The organism is Acinetobacter kyonggiensis (assembly GCF_900107285.1).
GTDB classification, from domain to species: Bacteria; Pseudomonadota; Gammaproteobacteria; order Pseudomonadales; family Moraxellaceae; genus Acinetobacter; species Acinetobacter kyonggiensis.
In genome coordinates this window covers 17,233-36,120 of sequence record NZ_FNPK01000019.1, presented here as the reverse complement: position 1 = coordinate 36,120, position 18,888 = coordinate 17,233, and the positions used below count along the sequence as shown (strand labels likewise).

Genomic DNA, 18,888 nt, shown 5'->3' with positions numbered 1-18,888 from the left:
AAGAAAGGAAATACGCACATGGAATTAATTCAACATAATCGATGCTTTGATGGCGAACAGCGCATTTATGCTTTTAATTCTAAGGTGCTCAATGGTGAAGCAAGATTTGGTATTTTTTTGCCACCGCAAGCTTTACTTGGACAAGCCTGTCCGACACTTTTTTATTTGGCAGGTTTAACCTGTACAGAAGACACGTTTGCCATTAAAGCCCATGCTCAACGCTTGGCCGCACAGTTGGGCTTTATTTTGATTAGTCCAGATACCTCACCAAGAGGTGAACATGTGGCGCAAGGTGATTCTTGGGATCTGGGTCAAGGGGCAGGATTTTATATCAATGCCACCCAAGCACCGTGGGCTGAACATTATCAAATGGAACGTTTTATTGTTGATGAACTCTATGAGTTGGTGAGCCATAATTTTCCAATTCACGGCCATAAAATCGGTATTTTCGGACATTCTATGGGCGGTCATGGTGCATTGACCCTTGCATTGAAATATCCAGAAAAATTTAAATCGGTTTCTGCCTTTGCACCGATTTGTGCCCCGAGCCAATGTCCATGGGGTGAAAAAGCATTTTCACATTATTTGGGTGCAGATCAAGCGGAATGGAAAAAACATGATGCCAGTGCTTTAGTTCTAGCGAAGGGTGCTTTGTTTAAAGAGATTTTGATTGATCAAGGACAGCAAGATCAATTTTATGCACAATTGAATCCGGCATTATTTCAACAGGCTTGTACGCAAGTGGGGCAGCATTTAACTTTGCGTGAACATGCAGGCTATGACCACGGTTATTATTTTATTCAAAGTTTTATCGATGAGCATTTACAGTTTCATGCGGTGCAACTCGACACATAGTTTTAAGATGATATCTAACGCTGTTTAAATGTGCTGAAAATAAAGATCTTAAACGTCGGGAAAAAGCATTTAATTCTAAGAATAAAGGGAGAATATAATTCTCCCTTTTTGATTTATTGATGTTGCCATGTCGCAGTAAATTCTTGTTGTGCCATACGGCTTAAATGATCTAGAACCACTTGTTCTAAACGACTGAGGTCTTCGAGCGTGCTGTCAATGGAGACCAATAGCGCATCGGGCTGTGGTGTAAGTTGAACTGTCGAATCGGGCATAAAAATAGTGAAATTAGCTTCAGTTTCAGCCACTTCAAATTTATGTTTCCAATGGTTAAGTAAACGTTTGGCGATGCGAGCGGCTTCAGCGGTACTGATTTGAGTATGGCTTTTCATTTCTATTTACCTTGTGATGATAGGTCAAAGTAACAGATCCAGAAAATTGCTACAGTAAAAAAATAGAACACAATATTGCATATTTAGAACGCTGAATAAATCGAATCACATCAGGATTGAATCACAGTATGCGGGTTCAATTTGTTATAATGTAAAAAATCAATTTGCATACATAGCCAGGTTTTCCTTATGTCCAAGCCATATTTAATTGCACCATCAATTTTATCTGCTGATTTTGCTCGCTTAGGTGAAGAAGTCGACAATGTCCTTCTTGCAGGTGCAGATGTTGTGCATTTTGATGTGATGGATAACCATTATGTACCGAATCTGACTTTTGGTGCAGGTATCTGTAAGGCACTGAAAAAATATGGTATTCAAGCACCGATTGACGTGCATCTTATGGTTTCACCTGTAGATCGCATGATTGGTGATTTTCTGGATGCGGGTGCAGACATTATTACTTTTCATCCAGAAGCAACTCATCATATTGACCGCTCTTTGCAGCTGATTAAAGCGGGTGGTGCGAAAGCAGGTTTGGTTTTTAATCCTGCGACACCATTGCATTATCTTGATTATGTTTTGGATAAAGTCGATCAAGTGCTATTGATGAGTGTTAACCCCGGTTTTGGCGGTCAAAAATTTATTCCAATGACACTCGAAAAAATTCGTCAAGCACGCAAAATAATTGATGCCTCAGGTCGTGATATTCGCCTTGAAGTCGATGGCGGTGTTACACCAGCAAATATCCGTGAAATTGCAGAAGCAGGTGCGGATATGTTTGTTGCAGGTTCAGCCATTTTTGGTCAACCTGATTATAAAGTGGTGATTGATGAAATGCGTTCTGAACTGGCGAAAGTGGGTGCTGTGAATATCTAATTTATTTGGATAAATCGCAGTCATGCTGTTGATAAAATTGTGGATAAATATATGGATATTTATGTAGATAACTATATGGATAACTTGCTTGTTTTATAAACGATTAGCGATCAATGGGTTGATGATTAGGCGTTAAATGTATAAAAAGGACTCAAGCAAGTCCTTTTTAACTTTGTTCAGGTATTACTGATTCTGGTTATTTATTGATCTTTATTTAAAAATAAGGCTGTTTAAAAAATAACTCGATTGTTTTAATGTGTATGAAATATAGCATGCTGTTTTATTGCATTTAAATTTAAAAAATTGTGTATCACTGTATTGTTGGTTATGCTGTGCTATAGAATTCAACCATCATCTTATGATTGATCTTTGACCGAAAAGGAAGCATCTGTGCTGACTCAATTACGCAAACAAGCTTGGTTTGTGTGCCTGATTGCTTTTGTGATCGGGTGGAGTAGTGCTGTCTTGGCTTCAGTCAAACCAATACATCAGCAAATGATGACTGAGTTGAGTGTTAAACAGAGTCACAGCACAGAAATGTTGGCAATGTCCAATTGTCATGCTGCACAGACTTCACAAGCACAGGTAAAACACGATTCTTCATCGCATATTCAAATACACGTTGATCAAGATTGTCATCCTTCAATCAAGGATCAGATGCAGCATACAAGTTGTAATGATTGCGCACAGTTGCACTGTCAGAGCGTAAGCACTTGGTTAGATGCACAAACGGTAAAATTGTTCAGTGCAGAAGCAAGCCAACAGTTACAGCAGCTCAATTTTGAGTATTCAGCCCAGCATTTAACGGGCTTTTGGCAACAGATTTTACGTCCTCCTAAAGCTTAATCTTGATTTAAAAAACATTTTCATTTTTAAATTACAGGTTAAGTCATGTCTATTCAATTAAGTCAAAGCCTCCTTGTTGGTGTATGTCTATTTTCATCATCTTGGCTATATGCCGCAGTTAAAGAATATCATCTGAATATTGATGAACAGATGGTCAATATTACAGGAAAGCCACTCAAGCGCATTACGGTAAATGGTCAGTTTCCTGCCCCCCTTTTAGAGTTTGAAGAGGGCGATGATGCCGTTATTCATGTGCATAATCATTTAAAAAATAAAGATTCTTCCATTCACTGGCATGGTTTATTGCTGCCCGGTTTAATGGATGGCGTACCCGGTTTTAACCAATTTAAAGGAATTAAGCCGCAAAGCGATTTTATCTATCGTTTTAAAGTGCGTCAGAATGGCACCTATTGGTATCACGCCCATTCAAAAGGACAGGAACAAGATGGTTTGTATGGTACTTTGGTGATTTACCCTAAAGATAAAAAGCCTGTTGCAGTACATGAACAAACAGATCGTGATTATGTGGTGATGCTGTCCGATTTTCATGAATCGACGGGCGATCAGATTATGAAAAATCTGAAAAAATCGGCAGAATACTATCAAAATGAGCGTGAAACCGTAGCCGATGTTTTAAAGCAGGTGAAGCGTGATGGCTTAAAAAGCACATGGAAGGATCGTTCCATGTGGAATCAAATGCGCATGCTGAAAACAGATTTATCTGATGTCACCGGCTATACTTTTTTAATTAACGGTAAAACACCTGAACAAAATTGGACAGGCATGTTTAAAGCGAATGAAAAAGTTAGACTACGTTTTGTGAATGCCTCCGCAATGTCATTTTATGATGTCAATATTCCAAATTTAAAAATGACGGTAGTAAGTGCCGATGGTCAGCCGGTTAAACCCGTTGCTGTCGATGAATTTCGTATAGGCACTGCGGAAACCTATGATGTCGTGGTGGAGCCGAAAGCCAATCATTACCAAATTGAAGCAGAGTCGATTGACCGCAGTGGATTTGCAATTGGTACATTGCGTAATGAAGCCCTTGCACAGACACCTGCGATACATATGCCGAAAGCACGTCCACGCGCCTTGCTAACCATGGAAGATATGGGGCATGGTGCTTCGGGCGATCATGCCAATATGGATCATGAAAAAATGCAGCATTCCATGATGAAACATGAGCCTGCGCCAATCGATCATACGAAAATGAGCCATGCCGAAGTTGCAGAGCATTCACAACACCAAGCCAAGTCTGATTCTGAGTCACAACAGCAGATGGAGCATTCAGCACATACAGCAGCAAAAACAACATTGGATCACAATGAACAGCCGGTTTATGGCTGGGCGAATGCTTCCACACCCGCAGGTCATAAAGCGCTGCAATACAGTGACTTAAAGTCTTTAACCCCGCAAAAAGACACCCGTCCAGCAGAGCGAGAACTCGAGGTTCGTTTGGGTGGCACGATGGAGCGTTATATTTGGACCATTAATGGCAAAAAATTCACTGAAGTGGAACCTTTGCAGGTGAAATATGGTGAACGCATCCGTTTGAAATTTATCAATGACAGTATGATGGCGCATCCGATGCATTTACATGGCATGTTTATGCAGTTGGAAAATGGGCAAAACAGCAGTGATATGCCGAATAAACATACCCTGATTGTGCCACCGGGTAAAACCGTAACCGCGTTGCTCACTGCGGATGAGTTGGGCGAATGGGCAATCCATTGCCATCTGCTTTACCACATGTCTTCAGGCATGATGAGCAAAATGATTGTGGCGAATGTAGATGGAAATCAAGTAGCAACGACACCTTCTAGCCCAAGTCCAGCAAAGCAAGGAGATGCACATGCACAGCATTAATTTATTTGCGCTCAGCACGTTGAGTGCATCACTACTATTGCTGAGCGGACAAAGTTTTGCTCACGAAGGACATCATGCTATGTCGATGTCTGAACAGCAGACTCAGCCAGCAGAAGACATCCCGATGGATCATTCACAGCATCAAAAAATGTCCGCAGCGCCTCAAGTTGTTGAAGAAAAGCAAATGCAACCTGTCCAACAGGCGCATTCAAATTTAGATGATTTGGATCAGGATCATAAATTGGATCATCAGTTTGATCATGCAGCGCATTTAAAAGAACATGGTGGACAGATTTATCAACAGACAACACTGGAAAGTAAATGGCTGCGTAATGACGATGGTCGAGGTGTTTTAAAGTCAGAACTTGAGACGCGCATCGGGACGGATGAAAATAAAATTTTTATCAAAGTTCATACCGATAAAGCCGAATCAGCTCAAGCTGAATATGATGCCAAACTGCTATATAGCCGAAATGTTGCTGATTTCTGGGATGTACAGGCCGGTCTACGTTATCGCAATGATCCAAATCGTGAAGTTGATCAAGATCAAGTGGATGCTGTATTGGGTCTTCATGGCATGGCACCGTATTTTTTTGAAACCGATGCATATTTATATATCGGGCAAGACCGTCAAGTTTCTTTTAATTTAGAAACTGAACGTGATCTGTTGCTGACGCAAAAATGGATTGTTAAGCCTTATTTGGATATAAATATGGTGTTGAGTGATGATTCAAACTATGCCAAAAAGACCGGTTTAAACTCAGTACAGGTGGGTTTGGAAACACGTTATGAAATCAATAAAAAGGTCATGCCTTTTATGGATGTGGCATATGGGTATAACAAAGGCGTTCAAGAAACGGCTTGGCAGAAAGCATCGTCTTCTGAAAATGAATGGTTCTATGGTGCAGGGATTCGTTTTAAATTTTAGATCAACTTTTTGGGATTAAGAAAATACGATTGGTTAATGCCAGTCGTATTTTTTAACATAAGCAGTGAGTCAAAAAATGTAAAAGTTGTCCCAATTTAAACTCATCATTTATATAATGATCAATTGTAGGAGGAACGACCTCCCTTGGCATATTTTTATTTAGCCAAGACAATTCGTCAGGACGACCTGACTCTAATGAATTGGAGCATAGTCGTCATGGCTTGGATTTTACTGATATTCGCGGGACTTTTTGAAATTGTGTGGGCATATGCCATGAAACTTTCGGAAGGTTTCACCCGTCTCACGCCCAGTATTATTACCATCGTTTTTATGATTTTAAGTTTTGCTTTGCTGGCTTATGCGATGCGCACTTTACCGCTTGGCACTGCGTATACCATTTGGACAGGCATTGGTGCAGTCGGTTCCTTTCTGGTCGGAATTTTTATCTTGGGTGAGCCTGCATCTGCTATGCGTATGTTGGCTGCCGTTTTGATTATTTCTGGATTAGTGCTGATGAAACTGTCATCATCATAAAATCTGAATTATTTATTGCACCGCAGGAGAAGACAATGAAACTTGCTTTTATGGAAATACCTTCTCCTGTCGGTATTTTAAAATTAGTGGCGACAGAAAATGCTTTGGTTGCTGTGCTGTGGGAAAATGAAAATCCAAAACGTGTCCGCCTAGCAGAATTGATCGAACAAGTGGATCATCCCATTTTGTTAGAAACGCAAAAGCAATTGCGTGAATATTTTGCCGGAACAAGGCAGCAATTTGATTTGCCTTTAGATTTTGAAGGGACTGTGTTTCAAAAGAAAGTGTGGCAGGCTTTACTGAGTATTCCTTTTGGTGAAACCCGAAGTTATCGTGATATTGCTGAGCAAGTGGGGAATATCAAAGCGGTGCGTGCTGTGGGTGCAGCCAACGGGAAAAATCCAATTTCAATTATTGCACCATGCCATCGCGTGGTGGGGGCGAATGGAAAACTGGTTGGCTTTGCAGGTGGGTTGGATAACAAAGAAATTTTACTTAGGTTAGAATCGGTGTGAATTTTTAGTGCTTACTTAGATTTTGATCAAATGTTCTATTAAAGCTGGCTAAATCTAATTCTGTCAGTCTAATTTTTAGTGTTTCTTGTGAAACATTAAAAAATCTACAAAGAGGTAAGCAAATTTTATGATAATTTTCTATATTACACGGTTGATCATCAATATATAGAGCTGAAAATCCTCTATGTAGAACATTATGCTCTTTCAATAGTTTGATGAAAATTTGTGTCAAAAATGTTTTAGGTAGTACAAGGCAAGCTGCAAAATAGTTAGCCTGAAACTCCATGCGATTGATATTTGCATTGATACCAATAGGGACAATATTTGTTGAATGTATATCTGTTTTTTGTTCAGTAATTAAGTACTTATCATGACCTAAATAAAAATGCCCAATCTCATGTGCTAAAGCAAAAAAATGTTGAGTATCTGAAAAAACATTTTTACCGAATAAGGTAATTTCTTTTTTTGTAAAATTAATTTCAGCAATTACATCTTGATTTTTTATTTCTTCAGTAATTTTTACTTTGATACCTAGTTCTTTTAATATTTTATATATATCTAATTGATGCTCATTAGTTTTATATTTTTTATAAAGTTCTTGTGCGCTAAGTGATAATTGCTTCTTTGATAAATAGGGAGTATTTATTTTTTTATTTGAAGCTAAGAATTGAAAAGATAAATTTTTATTAGCATGGATAATGTCATTAATAAACTCTTTAGGATAAAGGGTAAATTTATTAGGAGTTTGAATAAATGTATTTCCAAACTGCCAATTGTTATAATCTTCCTGAATTAAAGCTGCTTTAATTTCTTCTGTAATATTTTTAATTCGTTTTTTTTGTCTATTAAGAATAATTTCGTGATTTTGATTTGCTACGACGCGCCATAATGTTATTCCTCTATTTTTAGCAAAATTAAGACAACCTTCCTGAAATCCAATAGTGGTGATAAATATTGGATTAATTTTTAATGATCTGATTTGGTCGATTTTTGAAGCAAATTCTTCAATATCATCAACCTTTACTTTGTTAGTATAATTTTTACATTCAATAATATGAATAGTAAAAGGATCTTGTTGATAAGGTAAAAATGTTTCAAGAACAAGATCAAAAAAAATATTTTTTTCTCGGTCTTTAGAGTAAAAAGGTTTTTGATGGGTTAATTTGCATTGTTCATGTGAAAAACCAAAATACTTCTCCTTAATGAGCTTTGAAAAGTATTCGTAAGCAAGGTTTTCGTATTCTGTACCTTTACAAACCATTTTATTTTCTAAACATTATTTTATATATAACCTATATTATTAGTTTTTGATTGAAAAATAAAACCTTTTAAACTATTAAAAATTTTTATTTAAAATTTAAGAAATTTTTAGTTTTTCAATAATTTCACTTAGCTGCTTGATACGTTTGACTTCATTCCACAGCATTTTTGCTTCAGGGTAATGCTTTGACATCATACCAATCCATTGCTTGTAGCGTCCTACCATATTAATTTCTTTTTTATAAGGGCCATGTAGGAAACGAATTTGTAGGGCTAAAAGCTCATCCCAAGTGATGAGTGCTTCATCTAAATTTTGGCGGATACATCGGGTTAAATCGGGGGTGGTGACTGCACCACGACCAATCATTAAATCTTCACAACCTGACTCTAAACGACATTGTTTAGCATCGTTATTGGTCCAAATTTCACCATTGGCAATTACATTGATTTTAAGTGCTTCACGAATGGGTTGCAGCTGATCCCAAAATGCAGGGGGCGTATAACCTTCGGCTTTGGTCCGAGCATGTACAGTTATCCAAGCGGCGCCTGCATCTTCAATCGCATGTGCATTTTCTAAAGTAAAGTTTCTGTCCATATAGCCTAAACGCATTTTTGCAGAGACTGGAATATGGTTAGGTACAGCATCCCGAACGGCTTTGACCAGTTCATAAACCACTTCAGGTTCATCTAACAGCACTGAACCACCACGGTGACGGTTCACTGTTTTGGCAGGGCAACCAAAGTTCATATCAATGGCAGGTGCACCCAGTGCTACAGCGCGAATGGCATTGGCTGCCAGCATTTCAGGATCATTGCCTAGAAATTGTACATGTACGGGAGTACCTGCCGCAGTTTTACCTTCAGTCAGTAATTCAGGACAATAATGATGATAAACGTGGTCAGGCAAGACAGAGTTGGTGACACGAATAAACTCAGTGACACACCAGTCAAAGCTGCCGATATGCGTCAGTACATCACGCATAATGGGATCGGTTAAGCCTTCCATGGGTGCAAGAATGAGTTTCACAGCGGTGTCACCAGTCAAATTGAAAAACGGTGTTATACGTTTTTTTGTGTGGGTTGTCTAGGCAAAGGGCTTTGAAATATTATAGCCTGAGATCGGTATGAGTATTTGGTGAATAACAAATGCTGTTATTCACCAATTAAAATGTCCTGTTTTTAACTACAAGAGTCAAGCACAGGATTTAGTTTTCTTTATATGATCTAAGGATTAAATTATTTAATACGATTACGTAAGACTCGATTTACCCCAAATTGACCAGTCAACATAGTTACAACTAAACCAACCAATTTAAATTAGAATGTTTTGTCTTGAAAAATAATCATTAGGCTTAAGATAAATAAACAGCCTTTCTTAAGCAAGATTTGGGTTAAATAGACTTCAATTTAGGGGAGCTCAAATTTTGTATCAATTATTTCTTATGTTTTAATAGCGATATTATTAATCAAATATAAAATTATAAATGAAAGCATTAATTACCATTGGTTGTAAAACGGATCATGGTGGAATCATTATTTTAGGTGACTCATCTTTTCTGGTTGAGGGTAAGGCTGTACATCTAGATGGAATGACGCATTATTGCCCTAAATGTAAAGTTCAATCGAGAGCTATTGTCTCTAATCAAGGTTTTATGATTGTTAGCGATAAAAGTATTGTTGCTATCGGTGATACTTCGACTTGTGGTTCAAGATATTTAAAAATTTCTGACCTTGCTGTCATGAGTAGTGGATCAGGTAGTTCCCAAACCTTATCAAAATCAAAAAATACTAATAACTTTGTATCTAAACCTGAGTTTCAGTATGGTCAAAGATTTTTATTACAAGATGAGTTAACAGGTGAGCCACTGACTGAAGTTTGTTATGAAGTCCATAAAAATGGTGAAGTTATTCATGGAACAAGTGATAAAAATGGTTTTACTAAACTTATAACAGGTAGTGAAGTTGAACAAATTGAACTAAAAATTATTTCTAAGGAGCATACATATGACGAGTAATGTTATCTCTACTTATATCGAAAAACTAAAAAGAATAGATGGCGATATGAAGGCAAAAGCATCAGTCATAAAAGTAGAAACGAAAAGAAAGCTGACTTCAGGTGAAGTTGCTATGTCTAGATTAGTCTTTAAAGATGCTGTCGACTATTCTAAAGTGTGGATACATATTGGCGGGATTATACATACTCGAACAGGTAATGCTATGACTCCAGCAGGTGAGATATATTTACCCAAAGATGATTACTTAAGAACACCTGATTATAGTAAAGCATTAGGTCAAGAACGCCATTGGTTTATTCACGAAATGGTGCATGTTTGGCAGTACCAAATGGGTGAATCCACTGGTTGGCTTGGCATAAAGCAGCTTTGTTGTGGAGGATATACCTCCGAAATAGATTCGACTGATTCTGGTAAAGGTGAATTAAAAGCTTATGATACAGACTTAACAGGTCGAGACTTAAATAAGAAATTTCAAGATTTTAATTTTGAACAACAAGGTAGGATTATTGAGTTTTGGTTTGATGCAATGTATTTACAAAATGTAAAGCCCATAAGAAATCATCATCAAAAAAGTATAAAATTATCAGAATACCTTGAAAAAATATTAAGAGGTTTTTTATTGAATCCTTATGATAAAAAATTATTACCAAAGTCATGATTATGAATAAAATAACATATAGTTTTTTAGCAGTAATACTTATAGGCTGTAATCAGCAGAGTAGAGATCTTAATACAAAAATTATTGACGATAATTTGTGTATTTTCACAAATGAGTCTGAAAATTACGGAAAGGATAGTTTTTTAGTTGAGATAGGAAAAATTGATTTTTCTAAAGAATATCAAAGTGAATATGATATATCTTATAAAGACGTCAATTTTCCAGTTGATGAAAAAAATTGTGTATATATTCCTTTAAATAAAATAGAAGAAAATGTAGCTTATACAATTAGCTTAAGCACTATCAATAAATTATTTAGCTCTCAAATTTGTATTTTAAAGGAAAAGAACTTAAATATTATTAAAAAAGTAGAACCTGGAAAAAGTACATGTAGTTAATCTGACTAAAATTAGCATAATGGTCATTATCCGTAATAAAAATGGGAGTCTTAAATTTTTATTTTTACTAATTTTTTTTGATAATTTTGCATAACGACCATTATATTAAATGGGAACGAAGTCGAGTCGAATAATTAAATATTTAAAAGCATCATTACAATTTTAAGTAGGTTAAAATAACAGCAGTTTTTGTAAAATAAAAAATTAGATAAAAATATTTTTATCAAAGGAATTGTTCATTTCATATGGATTTTTATATTACTTTAATTATATTAGGTTTTTTTGCTTTTTGTGGCGGTCTAATCGATGCTGCTGTTGGCGGTGGTGGACTTGTCCAATTGCCTGCGCTTATACATACTTTACCGCAGTATAGTTTAGCGACTGTTTTCGGAACGAATAAACTAGCTGTGTTAGCTGGAACACTTTCCTCTATTTCTACTTATATAAAAAGAATAAAAATTATATGGATACTAATATTACCGACTATGGTTTCAGCCTTTATATTTGCCTTTTTAGGGGCTATGTCTGTTTCATTCATTCCAAAAGAATTAATGAAATATATTGTCTTCTTTCTGTTGATATTAATGGCAATTTATACATTTATCAAAAAAGATTTAGGAAAAATTCATACATATATTCAATGTGGTAAAAGGGAAGTTCTATTGGGAATTTTCTTTGGTGCTCTAATTGGATTCTATGATGGAGTTTTTGGGCCATGTAGCGGAAGTTTTTTACTTTTCCTATTCGTCAGGTGTTTTGGGTTTGATTTTTTAAATGCTTCTGCTTCAGCAAAATTAGTGAATTTAGGGACATTTAGTGCTGCATTACTTTTTTTATCCCTTCGGGTCATGTTCTATGGAGCATTGGAGCGATAGTCGCTATCTGTAATATGGTTGGTTCGATATTTGGGGTATTTTTGGCTTTACACTATGGAAGTGGTTTTATTCGAGTGTTTTTTCTTATTTTATTAGTATTTTTAATTGGTCGGATGGGGATATCTATTTTCTTACCATAATTTAATTTTCCTAAAATCAACATAATACACCTTATACGAAATTATATTTTTATTTTATATAAATCAGTTATTTATGTTTTTAATCAAAGCCCAATCCTACCCGATTAGGCTTTTTTGTGTATTTTCCACGTTCCACGCCCATTATTTAATTAGTGCTCCACATTTTTTAATCAGTAAAACGAAATAAAGAAAGACTTTACCTACCCAAAACCATTTCTAAAACAAACTTGGAACCGATAAAACCCACGGCCAATAAGAAAAAGCCAATTAAGGTAAAGCGAATGGCTTTTTGCCCCCGCCAACCAAACTGGTAGTGACCAATGAGCAAGGCACCATACACAAACCATGACACAATACTAAAGGCTGTTTTATGTGCCAGATGTTGGGCAAAGAAGTTATCAATGGTAAAGAAACCAAAAACCAACGCCACGGTCAGTAAAATAAAACCGGTATTGATCAGGTCAAACAGTAAGGATTCCATCGTTTGAAAAGAGGGCAGTAAATTGACCCAAAAGCGCTTTTTCTGTTTGTTTTTTAACTCACGGTTTTGGAACCATAAAATCACCGCTTGTATGGTTGCCATGAGTAAAACAGCATAGGCAGACAGTGATAAAATAATATGAATATCTAAACCCAAAGAGCGCTGTTCAATGAACTGGGTGGGTTGGCTCAAGGCAAAACCTAAAATCAGTCCTGTGGCTGCCACAGGAATGCCAATCAAGTTCAATGCCAAAATAGGACGATAAGTACTGAACAACAGACTAAGTAACAGCATGAGCCCTGATGTAAATGACATTAAGACAAAAACATCATAGTTCACCCCCATCGGTGTGAGCATGTCATGGTATAAAACGGTTGCATGGAGCAATAGGCCTAAGCCTAAAATAATACCAATAAACCAATGGTTTGGATCATGTTTAGCCATTAATTTTATAAACAGATACCAAAAAGATGTGGTATAAGCGACTAATGCTAAGATCGTGTAAACCAAGGGGAGACTGATCATGTCAAACCTTTTTCAGGATGATGAATATTCATTTATATAAATTCTATGCGAACTACAGTATCCTATAGCATCTTATGCATAAATTTTCTATTTTAAGAAAGATTTTTTTGCAACTAGCAATTTTAAGCGGATTTTGCAATGTTTGATACCTTAACAGAACGACTCACGCAGAGTTTAAGAAATGTTACTGGCTCAGGGCAGCTAACCGAAGATAATATTAAAGATACGTTACGTGAAGTACGTATGGCACTTCTTGAAGCCGATGTTGCGTTACCTGTAACTCGTGAATTCATCGCGAAAGTTAAGGAAGAAGCATTGGGTCAAGAAGTGATGACTCAGTTATCACCGGGCCAAGCTTTCGTAAAAATCGTCCATGACGAATTAACAAAAATGATGGGCGCGGCGAATGAAAGCCTCGACCTTGCAGCAAAGCCACCTGTTGTGGTTTTGCTGGCTGGTTTACAAGGTGCGGGTAAAACCACCACTGCGGCTAAACTGGCACGCTTTTTACAAGAACGCCAAAAGAAAAAAGTTGCGATGGTTTCTGCCGACGTTTATCGCCCAGCAGCCATTAAACAGCTAGAAACTGTGGCAGGCGAAGTGGGCGCATATTTCATTGCATCAACTGCTGATGAAAAGCCAATTACAATTGTTACGCGTGCAATTGAACAGGCAAAAATTCAGTTTGCTGATGTTTTAATTGTCGATACCGCAGGTCGTTTACATGTCGATGAAGACATGATGGACGAAATTAAAGAGCTTCACGCAGCTATTAATCCAACTGAAACTTTGTTCGTGGTTGATGCCATGACGGGTCAAGATGCGGCAAATACTGCAAAAGCCTTTAATGATGCTTTACCGCTTACAGGTGTGATTTTAACCAAAACCGATGGTGATGCCCGCGGTGGTGCAGCACTTTCTGTTCGTGCAATTACCGGTAAGCCAATTAAATTCTTGGGTATGGGCGAAAAGCTCGATGCTCTAGAGCCATTCCATCCTGAGCGTATTGCACAACGTATCTTGGGTATGGGTGACGTCCTTTCTTTAGTCGAAGAACTTGAACGTAAAGTCGATAAAGAAAAAGCCGAAAAAATGGCGAAAAAATTGCAAAAAGGCGGAAACTTCACTTTTGAAGATATGCTGATGCAATTTGACCAAATGAATAAAATGGGCGGCATGATGGGCTTCTTAGACAAGTTGCCGGGCATGAGTAATTCAGGTATTCAAGATGCAATTGCACAAGCGAATCCTGAAAAACAAGTGAAAAAGATGGAAGCGATTATTCAATCGATGACCGTCAAAGAGCGCCGTAACCCTGACTTGATGAATCCAAGCCGTAAAAAACGTATTGCAGCAGGCTGTGGTATGGATGTGGTTGAAGTCAATAAATTGATTAAACAGCATGCGCAAATGGCGAAAATGATGAAGAAATTTGCTAATCCGTCAGGTATGGCAAAAATGATGAAATCATTCAGTGGTATGCAAAAACAATTCGGCGGTGGTGGCGGTATGGGCCCATTGTTCGGTGGCAATGATCAGAAGAAATAATCTTTTGATTTATGCAAAAAAAGGCGCTTAATGCGCCTTTTTCTATTTCTAGTCATTGCGATTGTGATAAGACCAGTGCAGAAATTATTTTAAGCACGATTTATAGATGCAGCAGGGCAAAATTACAAAATACTCATATTTTTTGTTGGTGAAAAAGCACACTATTTTAGGCTGTTATTTCCCCAATTCTAATAAGAAAAATAATTATTTATGAATATACAGCAAAAGAAAATTTATATTATTCATGGTTATCAAGCGTCAAGCAATGATCATTGGTTTCCATGGCTCAGCCAGAGCATACAACAAGCAGGGCATATTTCTAAACGTATCGTATTGCCTGAATCTAATCAAGCTGAATTCCACCATTGGCAGCAGGCGCTACACATGCAAATTCGTGAGTTGGATAAAAATACGATTATTGTCGCACACGGTTTAGGTTGTATCAGTGTGCTGCATTATCTGAATCAACATTTTAAAAATAGAGGTCAGAAAATTAAAGCGGGAATTTTTATTTCTGGATTGAAGTCCAAGCTACCAAGCCGACCTGAATTAGATGATTTTATTGCACAGGCACGTTTGGATAGTGGTTTATTACAGACCAAAATGCCTTTGAGTTTACAGTTGCTGTCCAGTGATGATCCTTATATTCCACCACCATTGGCATTACAATTTGGGCATTTTATTAATGCCCAAATACACGTTGTAAAAGAAGCGGGGCATTTTATGCGTCAAGATGGCTTTAGCGAATTTCCGCAATTATGGGGATTACTTCAACCAATATTGGTTTCAGGATAATGTTGAATAAATGACTGCAAGCCTTTGAGTAATAAATCTGGCTCAATATTGGGTTGATAGGGTGTAAGAAACTTGGCAAATAAAGCGGCATCACCACCCGTTAAGATTAATTTTCGTGGTGATTGTTGCAACACTTTTTCGATTGCACTGACCAAGCCTAAAACAATACCGTGATGCACTGCATTAATGGTATTACGTCCTGGTGTAAGCTCATCAAAAGCTGCATCAGGAATTTTAATGCCTTTGGTGTTTTGAATCAGTGAGTCACGTTGCAAATATAGATTGGGTAAAATATAGCCACCTAAATGCTGTAAACCATCCACAAGATCAATGGTTAAAGCCGTGCCACAACTAATGATGCAATAATTTTGCTTGGGGTCATGTGCGACCGCTAAAACTTGTAGCCAACGATCAATTCCCAGCTGAGTGGTATCATCATACCCGCAACGTAGACCTGCATATTCAGCATGAACTTTGGCAAAGACCACAGGAATGTTGAGGCTTTTTAAGATGCGTTGAATACGGTCATTATTTTTTTTGTCTTGTACTGAAGACACGCCTACATTGTGCAGTTTAAGTGCTTTAAAGTGTTGAATCAGACCTAAAAGTAAATCTGCGGGAGATTGTAAATGCATTTCTGCCGCATGTTCGATCACTTGATTGTTATCAGTAATCCAATATTTAAGCCGCGTATTGCCAATATCTAACCATAAATTCTTCATTGTATTTCTCTAAAGAGAGGTTTCTAAGCGACGTAAGCGACCTTGATAAAATTGTTGTAAACCTGCGCTGGTTTCAATGTTCACCGCACCATCATCTTGAATACCAATAAAAATACCTGAACAGAGCCCTGAATGATGTTCAAATTCAACCGCTTGATTTTTAAATGCCGCATAGTGGTTAAAACGAACAGCAAGGTTGTAACAATCATGATCAAACCATTCACTGGCCTGTTGAATGGCCATATATAACTCGGCAACCAGCTGAGGACGAGAAATATAGCTCAAGCCTAATTCACTTAATGCTGTTGCATGCTGGTCAATATTTTCTTGGGGAATAGGATCAAGATTGATGCCAACACCGACAATCACTTGATGTGGGGAAAGCGGTTCAACTAAAATTCCGCCCCATTTGCCTTGTGTACTATAGAGATCATTCGGCCATTTGACTTGCAGATTTAAGTTTTTAAGACTTGGCATTTGCAAAATATTTAATGCAATTTCAAGGGCAAGACGCCCATCAATGGGTGTTCGTGTATTCAGCAATGTGCTTAAATAGATATTCCCTTCAGGTGATACCCACTGTCGTTGACGTTGTCCACGACCTTGAGTTTGCTTTGTGCTACAGACTAAAACGCTGTGAACACCTTTGAGCGCAATTTCACGGACATCATCATTGGTTGAAGTTGTGACGGGTTTCAGTATTAATACTTCAGGGCGCTGATGAGCGTCGTCGAGGATTTTTTGCAGTTGTCGAGTCTCTAAATCCATTTAAATTTAAGCAGCAGTGGAATGTGAATCATGGAGTTAATCATATATTTGTTGATTGGTGCAATGGCGGGTTTTACTGCTGGACTATTTGGGGTCGGTGGCGGTCTCATTATTGTACCTATTTTATATATTGTGTTTACCCAGTTACATTATGATGCTTCGGTCATTATGCATTTGGCTGTGGGTACATCCTTAGCGACGATTATTGTGACCTCCATTAGCTCTGTTTCAGCACATCACAAACGTGGTGCTGTGATGTGGGATGTCTTTCGTAATTTAGCACCCGGTCTGGCTTTCGGCTCATTTATAGGTGCGGGTATTGCGGATTATATCTCGGGTCAGGGTTTGCAATTGCTGATCGGTTTTTTTGCGATTTGGGTGGGATATGGCATGTTTAACGGTGCAAGTAAACGTATTGATCCTTCTCAGCACTTACCTGCCAAAGGTATGCAAATGCTTGCAGGTGGTGGTATTGGCATTGCATCGGCTATTTTTGGCATTGGCGGTGGCAGCCTTACCGTACCTTATTTAAATCGTCATGGCGTGGTCATTCAAAAAGCAGTAGCAACGTCGGCAGCAGGCGGGTTACCTATTGCCATTGCGGGTGCATTAGGCTTCATGTGGTTTGGTGCGAATGCAACCGTTGAAGTGCCGCATAGTATTGGTTATGTACATGTTTATGCTTTTATTGGGATTAGCGTGATGAGCTTTATTACAGCGAAACTGGGGGCTAAAGTAGCACATAAGTTATCGCCAGCTATGCTGAAAAGATGCTTTGCCTGTCTTTTAACCGTCGTTGGTTCATATTTTATTTATCAAGGCTTTTCAAACTATTTTTAACTTTGTAAATTAAACTAAAAATAGCTGGCTTAAGCTACGTGATGATGAAATCCTGCACATCTTTGTTCTATATTTAATGACGCTGTATCGCTTAGATTTTTAATCGGCATCCTTTTTATGCCAAGGTCAAAAAAGGAAAATAGGACTAACAAATAGAATTTAGGTCTATTTTTCAGGTGCGCATGCGCTTCTCATGCAAGTCAATGATTTCATTTTTTTAAAATTGACTGTATAGACTTAAAAATTGTCTGACAATGTCATTTTCTTTATGGTTACAATTGAGTAAAAGAGAATATCAGTCAGTATTTATGACCGTTTTTCGATTGCATCTTATAAAAACAAGATAGGAATAGTATGCACGAACAGGGGAAGGAGAGTTTGTCCGAACAAATTGCCAAACATATTAGTGAGCAAATTATTCGTGGCGAACTGGTAGAAGGTGAACGCATCCAAGAGTTGCGAATTTCGGCTGAGCTTGATGTGAGTCGAGGTTCTGTACGCGAAGCATTACTGCTATTAGAGCGAACACAGCTGATTGAAATTTACCCACGTCGTGGTGCGGTTGTGTCAGAAATGTCTGCGCAGCAAGTGCGTGCTTTGTTTGATATGAGTGCTTTGCTCTTGGGGCAAATTGTGCAGCGTATGGCAGAAGCTTGGCGCACGCATGAAGCTGAACGAATTCAAGCATTATTGACACAATTGCATGAGGAAACACGTCAGGGACATACTGAAAAATTCTATGATTTAATCTTTCAGGGTTTAGCACGGCAACAAGAGATGGTCGGTAATCCCTATTTAATCAAGTTCTATCAAGAGTTGCTGCCGTCATTGCGTCGCAGCTATTTTTTAACCTTAAATATCTCTCGCCGTGAGCTACAGGAATCATTTGAATTGTTTAAGTTGGTGACTGATGCAGTTTTGATCCGAAAATCACAACAAGCTACTTTATTTATGGACGATTTTTGTCGACACTTGCGTAACCTTGTGTTGGAATCTCTAACACGGATGAAACAAATCGAACTTGCATGGGCAAGACGTTCACGACGTTAAT

At 37.8% G+C, this 18,888-nt stretch carries 20 protein-coding genes and 1 pseudogene; 15 read left to right on the top strand and 6 right to left on the bottom strand.

From position 1 onward, the window contains the following. Positions 1 to 18: 18 nt before the first annotated feature. Positions 19 to 855 (top strand): S-formylglutathione hydrolase, encoded by an 837-nt coding sequence (gene fghA / locus BLV99_RS13605; RefSeq protein WP_092691656.1) that lies wholly within the window; start codon positions 19 to 21, stop codon positions 853 to 855. A 113-nt stretch (positions 856 to 968) separates the two neighbouring features. Here the strand turns inward: fghA and BLV99_RS13600 are convergent, their stop codons facing one another. After that, positions 969 to 1,244, bottom strand: a complete 276-nt coding sequence (locus BLV99_RS13600) for a DUF2218 domain-containing protein (RefSeq protein WP_092691654.1) — start codon at positions 1,242 to 1,244, stop codon at positions 969 to 971. A 189-nt stretch (positions 1,245 to 1,433) separates the two neighbouring features. Between BLV99_RS13600 and rpe the strand changes: the two genes are divergently transcribed. The 6 genes from rpe to BLV99_RS13570 all read left to right on the top strand — a co-directional run bounded on the left by rpe (position 1,434) and on the right by BLV99_RS13570 (position 6,812). After that, positions 1,434 to 2,120, top strand: coding sequence for a ribulose-phosphate 3-epimerase (rpe, locus tag BLV99_RS13595; protein WP_092691651.1), 687 nt, complete (start codon positions 1,434 to 1,436; stop codon positions 2,118 to 2,120). A gap of 390 nt (positions 2,121 to 2,510) precedes the next feature. Beyond that, a complete protein-coding gene (locus tag BLV99_RS13590) occupies positions 2,511 to 2,966 on the top strand; it encodes a hypothetical protein (protein WP_139243550.1) in 456 nt (151 codons plus the stop codon). Between the two features lie 45 nt (positions 2,967 to 3,011). Continuing rightward, positions 3,012 to 4,835, top strand: coding sequence for a copper resistance system multicopper oxidase (locus BLV99_RS13585; protein WP_092691646.1), 1,824 nt, complete (start codon positions 3,012 to 3,014; stop codon positions 4,833 to 4,835). Beyond that, entirely contained in the window at positions 4,822 to 5,763 is a 942-nt protein-coding gene (locus BLV99_RS13580; RefSeq protein WP_092691641.1) for a copper resistance protein B, read from the top strand. Before BLV99_RS13585 ends, BLV99_RS13580 begins: the two co-directional genes overlap by 14 nt. A 216-nt stretch (positions 5,764 to 5,979) precedes the next feature. Next, positions 5,980 to 6,297, top strand: coding sequence for a quaternary ammonium compound efflux SMR transporter SugE (gene sugE / locus BLV99_RS13575; RefSeq protein WP_086185667.1), 318 nt, complete (start codon positions 5,980 to 5,982; stop codon positions 6,295 to 6,297). 35 nt (positions 6,298 to 6,332) lie between these two features. Then, the gene (locus BLV99_RS13570; RefSeq protein ID WP_092691638.1) at positions 6,333 to 6,812 is read left to right on the top strand and encodes a methylated-DNA--[protein]-cysteine S-methyltransferase; all 480 of its coding nucleotides are present in this window, start codon (positions 6,333 to 6,335) and stop codon (positions 6,810 to 6,812) included. Positions 6,813 to 6,816: 4 nt separating this feature from the next. On the opposite strand, the gene BLV99_RS13565 is transcribed toward BLV99_RS13570, so the two are convergent. Both BLV99_RS13565 and BLV99_RS13560 read right to left on the bottom strand, forming a co-directional pair. Beyond that, positions 6,817 to 8,073: an ImmA/IrrE family metallo-endopeptidase gene (locus BLV99_RS13565; protein WP_086185665.1), complete on the bottom strand. Its 1,257-nt coding sequence runs from the start codon at positions 8,071 to 8,073 to the stop codon at positions 6,817 to 6,819. 96 nt (positions 8,074 to 8,169) lie between these two features. Further along, positions 8,170 to 9,099: a tRNA dihydrouridine synthase gene (locus BLV99_RS13560; protein ID WP_092691635.1), complete on the bottom strand. Its 930-nt coding sequence runs from the start codon at positions 9,097 to 9,099 to the stop codon at positions 8,170 to 8,172. Between the two features lie 457 nt (positions 9,100 to 9,556). On the opposite strand from BLV99_RS13560, the gene BLV99_RS13555 reads away from it, so the two are divergent. From BLV99_RS13555 to BLV99_RS13540, 4 genes and pseudogenes are all read left to right on the top strand, one after another. Continuing rightward, positions 9,557 to 10,087: a PAAR domain-containing protein gene (locus tag BLV99_RS13555; RefSeq protein ID WP_092691632.1), complete on the top strand. Its 531-nt coding sequence runs from the start codon at positions 9,557 to 9,559 to the stop codon at positions 10,085 to 10,087. Next, positions 10,077 to 10,745 (top strand): zinc protease, encoded by a 669-nt coding sequence (locus BLV99_RS13550; protein WP_092691630.1) that lies wholly within the window; start codon positions 10,077 to 10,079, stop codon positions 10,743 to 10,745. Before BLV99_RS13555 ends, BLV99_RS13550 begins: the two co-directional genes overlap by 11 nt. Further along, positions 10,742 to 11,143, top strand: a complete 402-nt coding sequence (locus tag BLV99_RS13545; protein ID WP_342028103.1) for an NF045616 family extracytoplasmic (lipo)protein — start codon at positions 10,742 to 10,744, stop codon at positions 11,141 to 11,143. The genes BLV99_RS13550 and BLV99_RS13545 overlap by 4 nt, the downstream gene beginning before the upstream one ends. Positions 11,144 to 11,388: 245 nt before the next feature. After that, positions 11,389 to 12,158: pseudogene (locus tag BLV99_RS13540) on the top strand (sulfite exporter TauE/SafE family protein). A 196-nt stretch (positions 12,159 to 12,354) separates the two neighbouring features. On the opposite strand, the gene BLV99_RS13535 reads toward BLV99_RS13540, so the two are convergent. Further along, a complete protein-coding gene (locus BLV99_RS13535) occupies positions 12,355 to 13,164 on the bottom strand; it encodes a cytochrome C assembly family protein (RefSeq protein ID WP_092691627.1) in 810 nt (269 codons plus the stop codon). A gap of 138 nt (positions 13,165 to 13,302) precedes the next feature. On the opposite strand from BLV99_RS13535, the gene ffh reads away from it, so the two are divergent. After that, a complete protein-coding gene (gene ffh, locus BLV99_RS13530; RefSeq protein WP_086185026.1) occupies positions 13,303 to 14,712 on the top strand; it encodes a signal recognition particle protein in 1,410 nt (469 codons plus the stop codon). 210 nt (positions 14,713 to 14,922) lie between these two features. Continuing rightward, positions 14,923 to 15,507 carry an RBBP9/YdeN family alpha/beta hydrolase gene (locus BLV99_RS13525; protein WP_092691624.1) on the top strand — a complete coding sequence of 195 codons (585 nt, stop codon included), beginning with the start codon at positions 14,923 to 14,925 and terminating at the stop codon, positions 15,505 to 15,507. On the opposite strand, the gene BLV99_RS13520 is transcribed toward BLV99_RS13525, so the two are convergent. Together BLV99_RS13520 and BLV99_RS13515 are read right to left on the bottom strand one after the other, a co-directional pair. Further along, positions 15,483 to 16,229 (bottom strand): pantothenate kinase, encoded by a 747-nt coding sequence (locus BLV99_RS13520; protein ID WP_092691621.1) that lies wholly within the window; start codon positions 16,227 to 16,229, stop codon positions 15,483 to 15,485. The genes BLV99_RS13525 and BLV99_RS13520 overlap by 25 nt on opposite strands. Before the next feature lie 9 nt (positions 16,230 to 16,238). Further along, the gene (locus BLV99_RS13515) at positions 16,239 to 16,997 is read right to left on the bottom strand and encodes a biotin--[acetyl-CoA-carboxylase] ligase (RefSeq protein WP_092691618.1); all 759 of its coding nucleotides are present in this window, start codon (positions 16,995 to 16,997) and stop codon (positions 16,239 to 16,241) included. A 30-nt stretch (positions 16,998 to 17,027) separates the two neighbouring features. Between BLV99_RS13515 and BLV99_RS13510 the strand changes: the two genes are divergently transcribed. Together BLV99_RS13510 and BLV99_RS13505 are read left to right on the top strand one after the other, a co-directional pair. Further along, a complete protein-coding gene (locus BLV99_RS13510; RefSeq protein ID WP_092691615.1) occupies positions 17,028 to 17,837 on the top strand; it encodes a sulfite exporter TauE/SafE family protein in 810 nt (269 codons plus the stop codon). Between the two features lie 354 nt (positions 17,838 to 18,191). Beyond that, positions 18,192 to 18,887 (top strand): GntR family transcriptional regulator, encoded by a 696-nt coding sequence (locus BLV99_RS13505; RefSeq protein WP_086164521.1) that lies wholly within the window; start codon positions 18,192 to 18,194, stop codon positions 18,885 to 18,887. Position 18,888 lies beyond the last annotated feature (1 nt).

Bases quoted from the DNA above. Each gene is read 5' to 3' on its own strand.
- BLV99_RS13585 (WP_092691646.1), top strand. From the start codon at position 3,012: ATGTCTATTCAATTAAGTCAAAGCCTCCTTGTTGGTGTATGTCTATTT.
- BLV99_RS13555 (WP_092691632.1), top strand. From the start codon at position 9,557: ATGAAAGCATTAATTACCATTGGTTGTAAAACGGATCATGGTGGAATC.
- BLV99_RS13565 (WP_086185665.1), bottom strand. From the start codon at position 8,073: ATGGTTTGTAAAGGTACAGAATACGAAAACCTTGCTTACGAATACTTT.
- BLV99_RS13515 (WP_092691618.1), bottom strand. From the start codon at position 16,997: ATGGATTTAGAGACTCGACAACTGCAAAAAATCCTCGACGACGCTCAT.
- BLV99_RS13505 (WP_086164521.1), top strand. From the start codon at position 18,192: ATGCACGAACAGGGGAAGGAGAGTTTGTCCGAACAAATTGCCAAACAT.
- BLV99_RS13580 (WP_092691641.1), top strand. From the start codon at position 4,822: ATGCACAGCATTAATTTATTTGCGCTCAGCACGTTGAGTGCATCACTA.
- BLV99_RS13570 (WP_092691638.1), top strand. From the start codon at position 6,333: ATGAAACTTGCTTTTATGGAAATACCTTCTCCTGTCGGTATTTTAAAA.
- BLV99_RS13600 (WP_092691654.1), bottom strand. From the start codon at position 1,244: ATGAAAAGCCATACTCAAATCAGTACCGCTGAAGCCGCTCGCATCGCC.
- BLV99_RS13520 (WP_092691621.1), bottom strand. From the start codon at position 16,229: ATGAAGAATTTATGGTTAGATATTGGCAATACGCGGCTTAAATATTGG.
- rpe (WP_092691651.1), top strand. From the start codon at position 1,434: ATGTCCAAGCCATATTTAATTGCACCATCAATTTTATCTGCTGATTTT.
- BLV99_RS13550 (WP_092691630.1), top strand. From the start codon at position 10,077: ATGACGAGTAATGTTATCTCTACTTATATCGAAAAACTAAAAAGAATA.
- ffh (WP_086185026.1), top strand. From the start codon at position 13,303: ATGTTTGATACCTTAACAGAACGACTCACGCAGAGTTTAAGAAATGTT.
- BLV99_RS13510 (WP_092691615.1), top strand. From the start codon at position 17,028: ATGGAGTTAATCATATATTTGTTGATTGGTGCAATGGCGGGTTTTACT.
- fghA (WP_092691656.1), top strand. From the start codon at position 19: ATGGAATTAATTCAACATAATCGATGCTTTGATGGCGAACAGCGCATT.
- BLV99_RS13535 (WP_092691627.1), bottom strand. From the start codon at position 13,164: ATGATCAGTCTCCCCTTGGTTTACACGATCTTAGCATTAGTCGCTTAT.
- BLV99_RS13545 (WP_342028103.1), top strand. From the start codon at position 10,742: ATGATTATGAATAAAATAACATATAGTTTTTTAGCAGTAATACTTATA.
- BLV99_RS13525 (WP_092691624.1), top strand. From the start codon at position 14,923: ATGAATATACAGCAAAAGAAAATTTATATTATTCATGGTTATCAAGCG.
- sugE (WP_086185667.1), top strand. From the start codon at position 5,980: ATGGCTTGGATTTTACTGATATTCGCGGGACTTTTTGAAATTGTGTGG.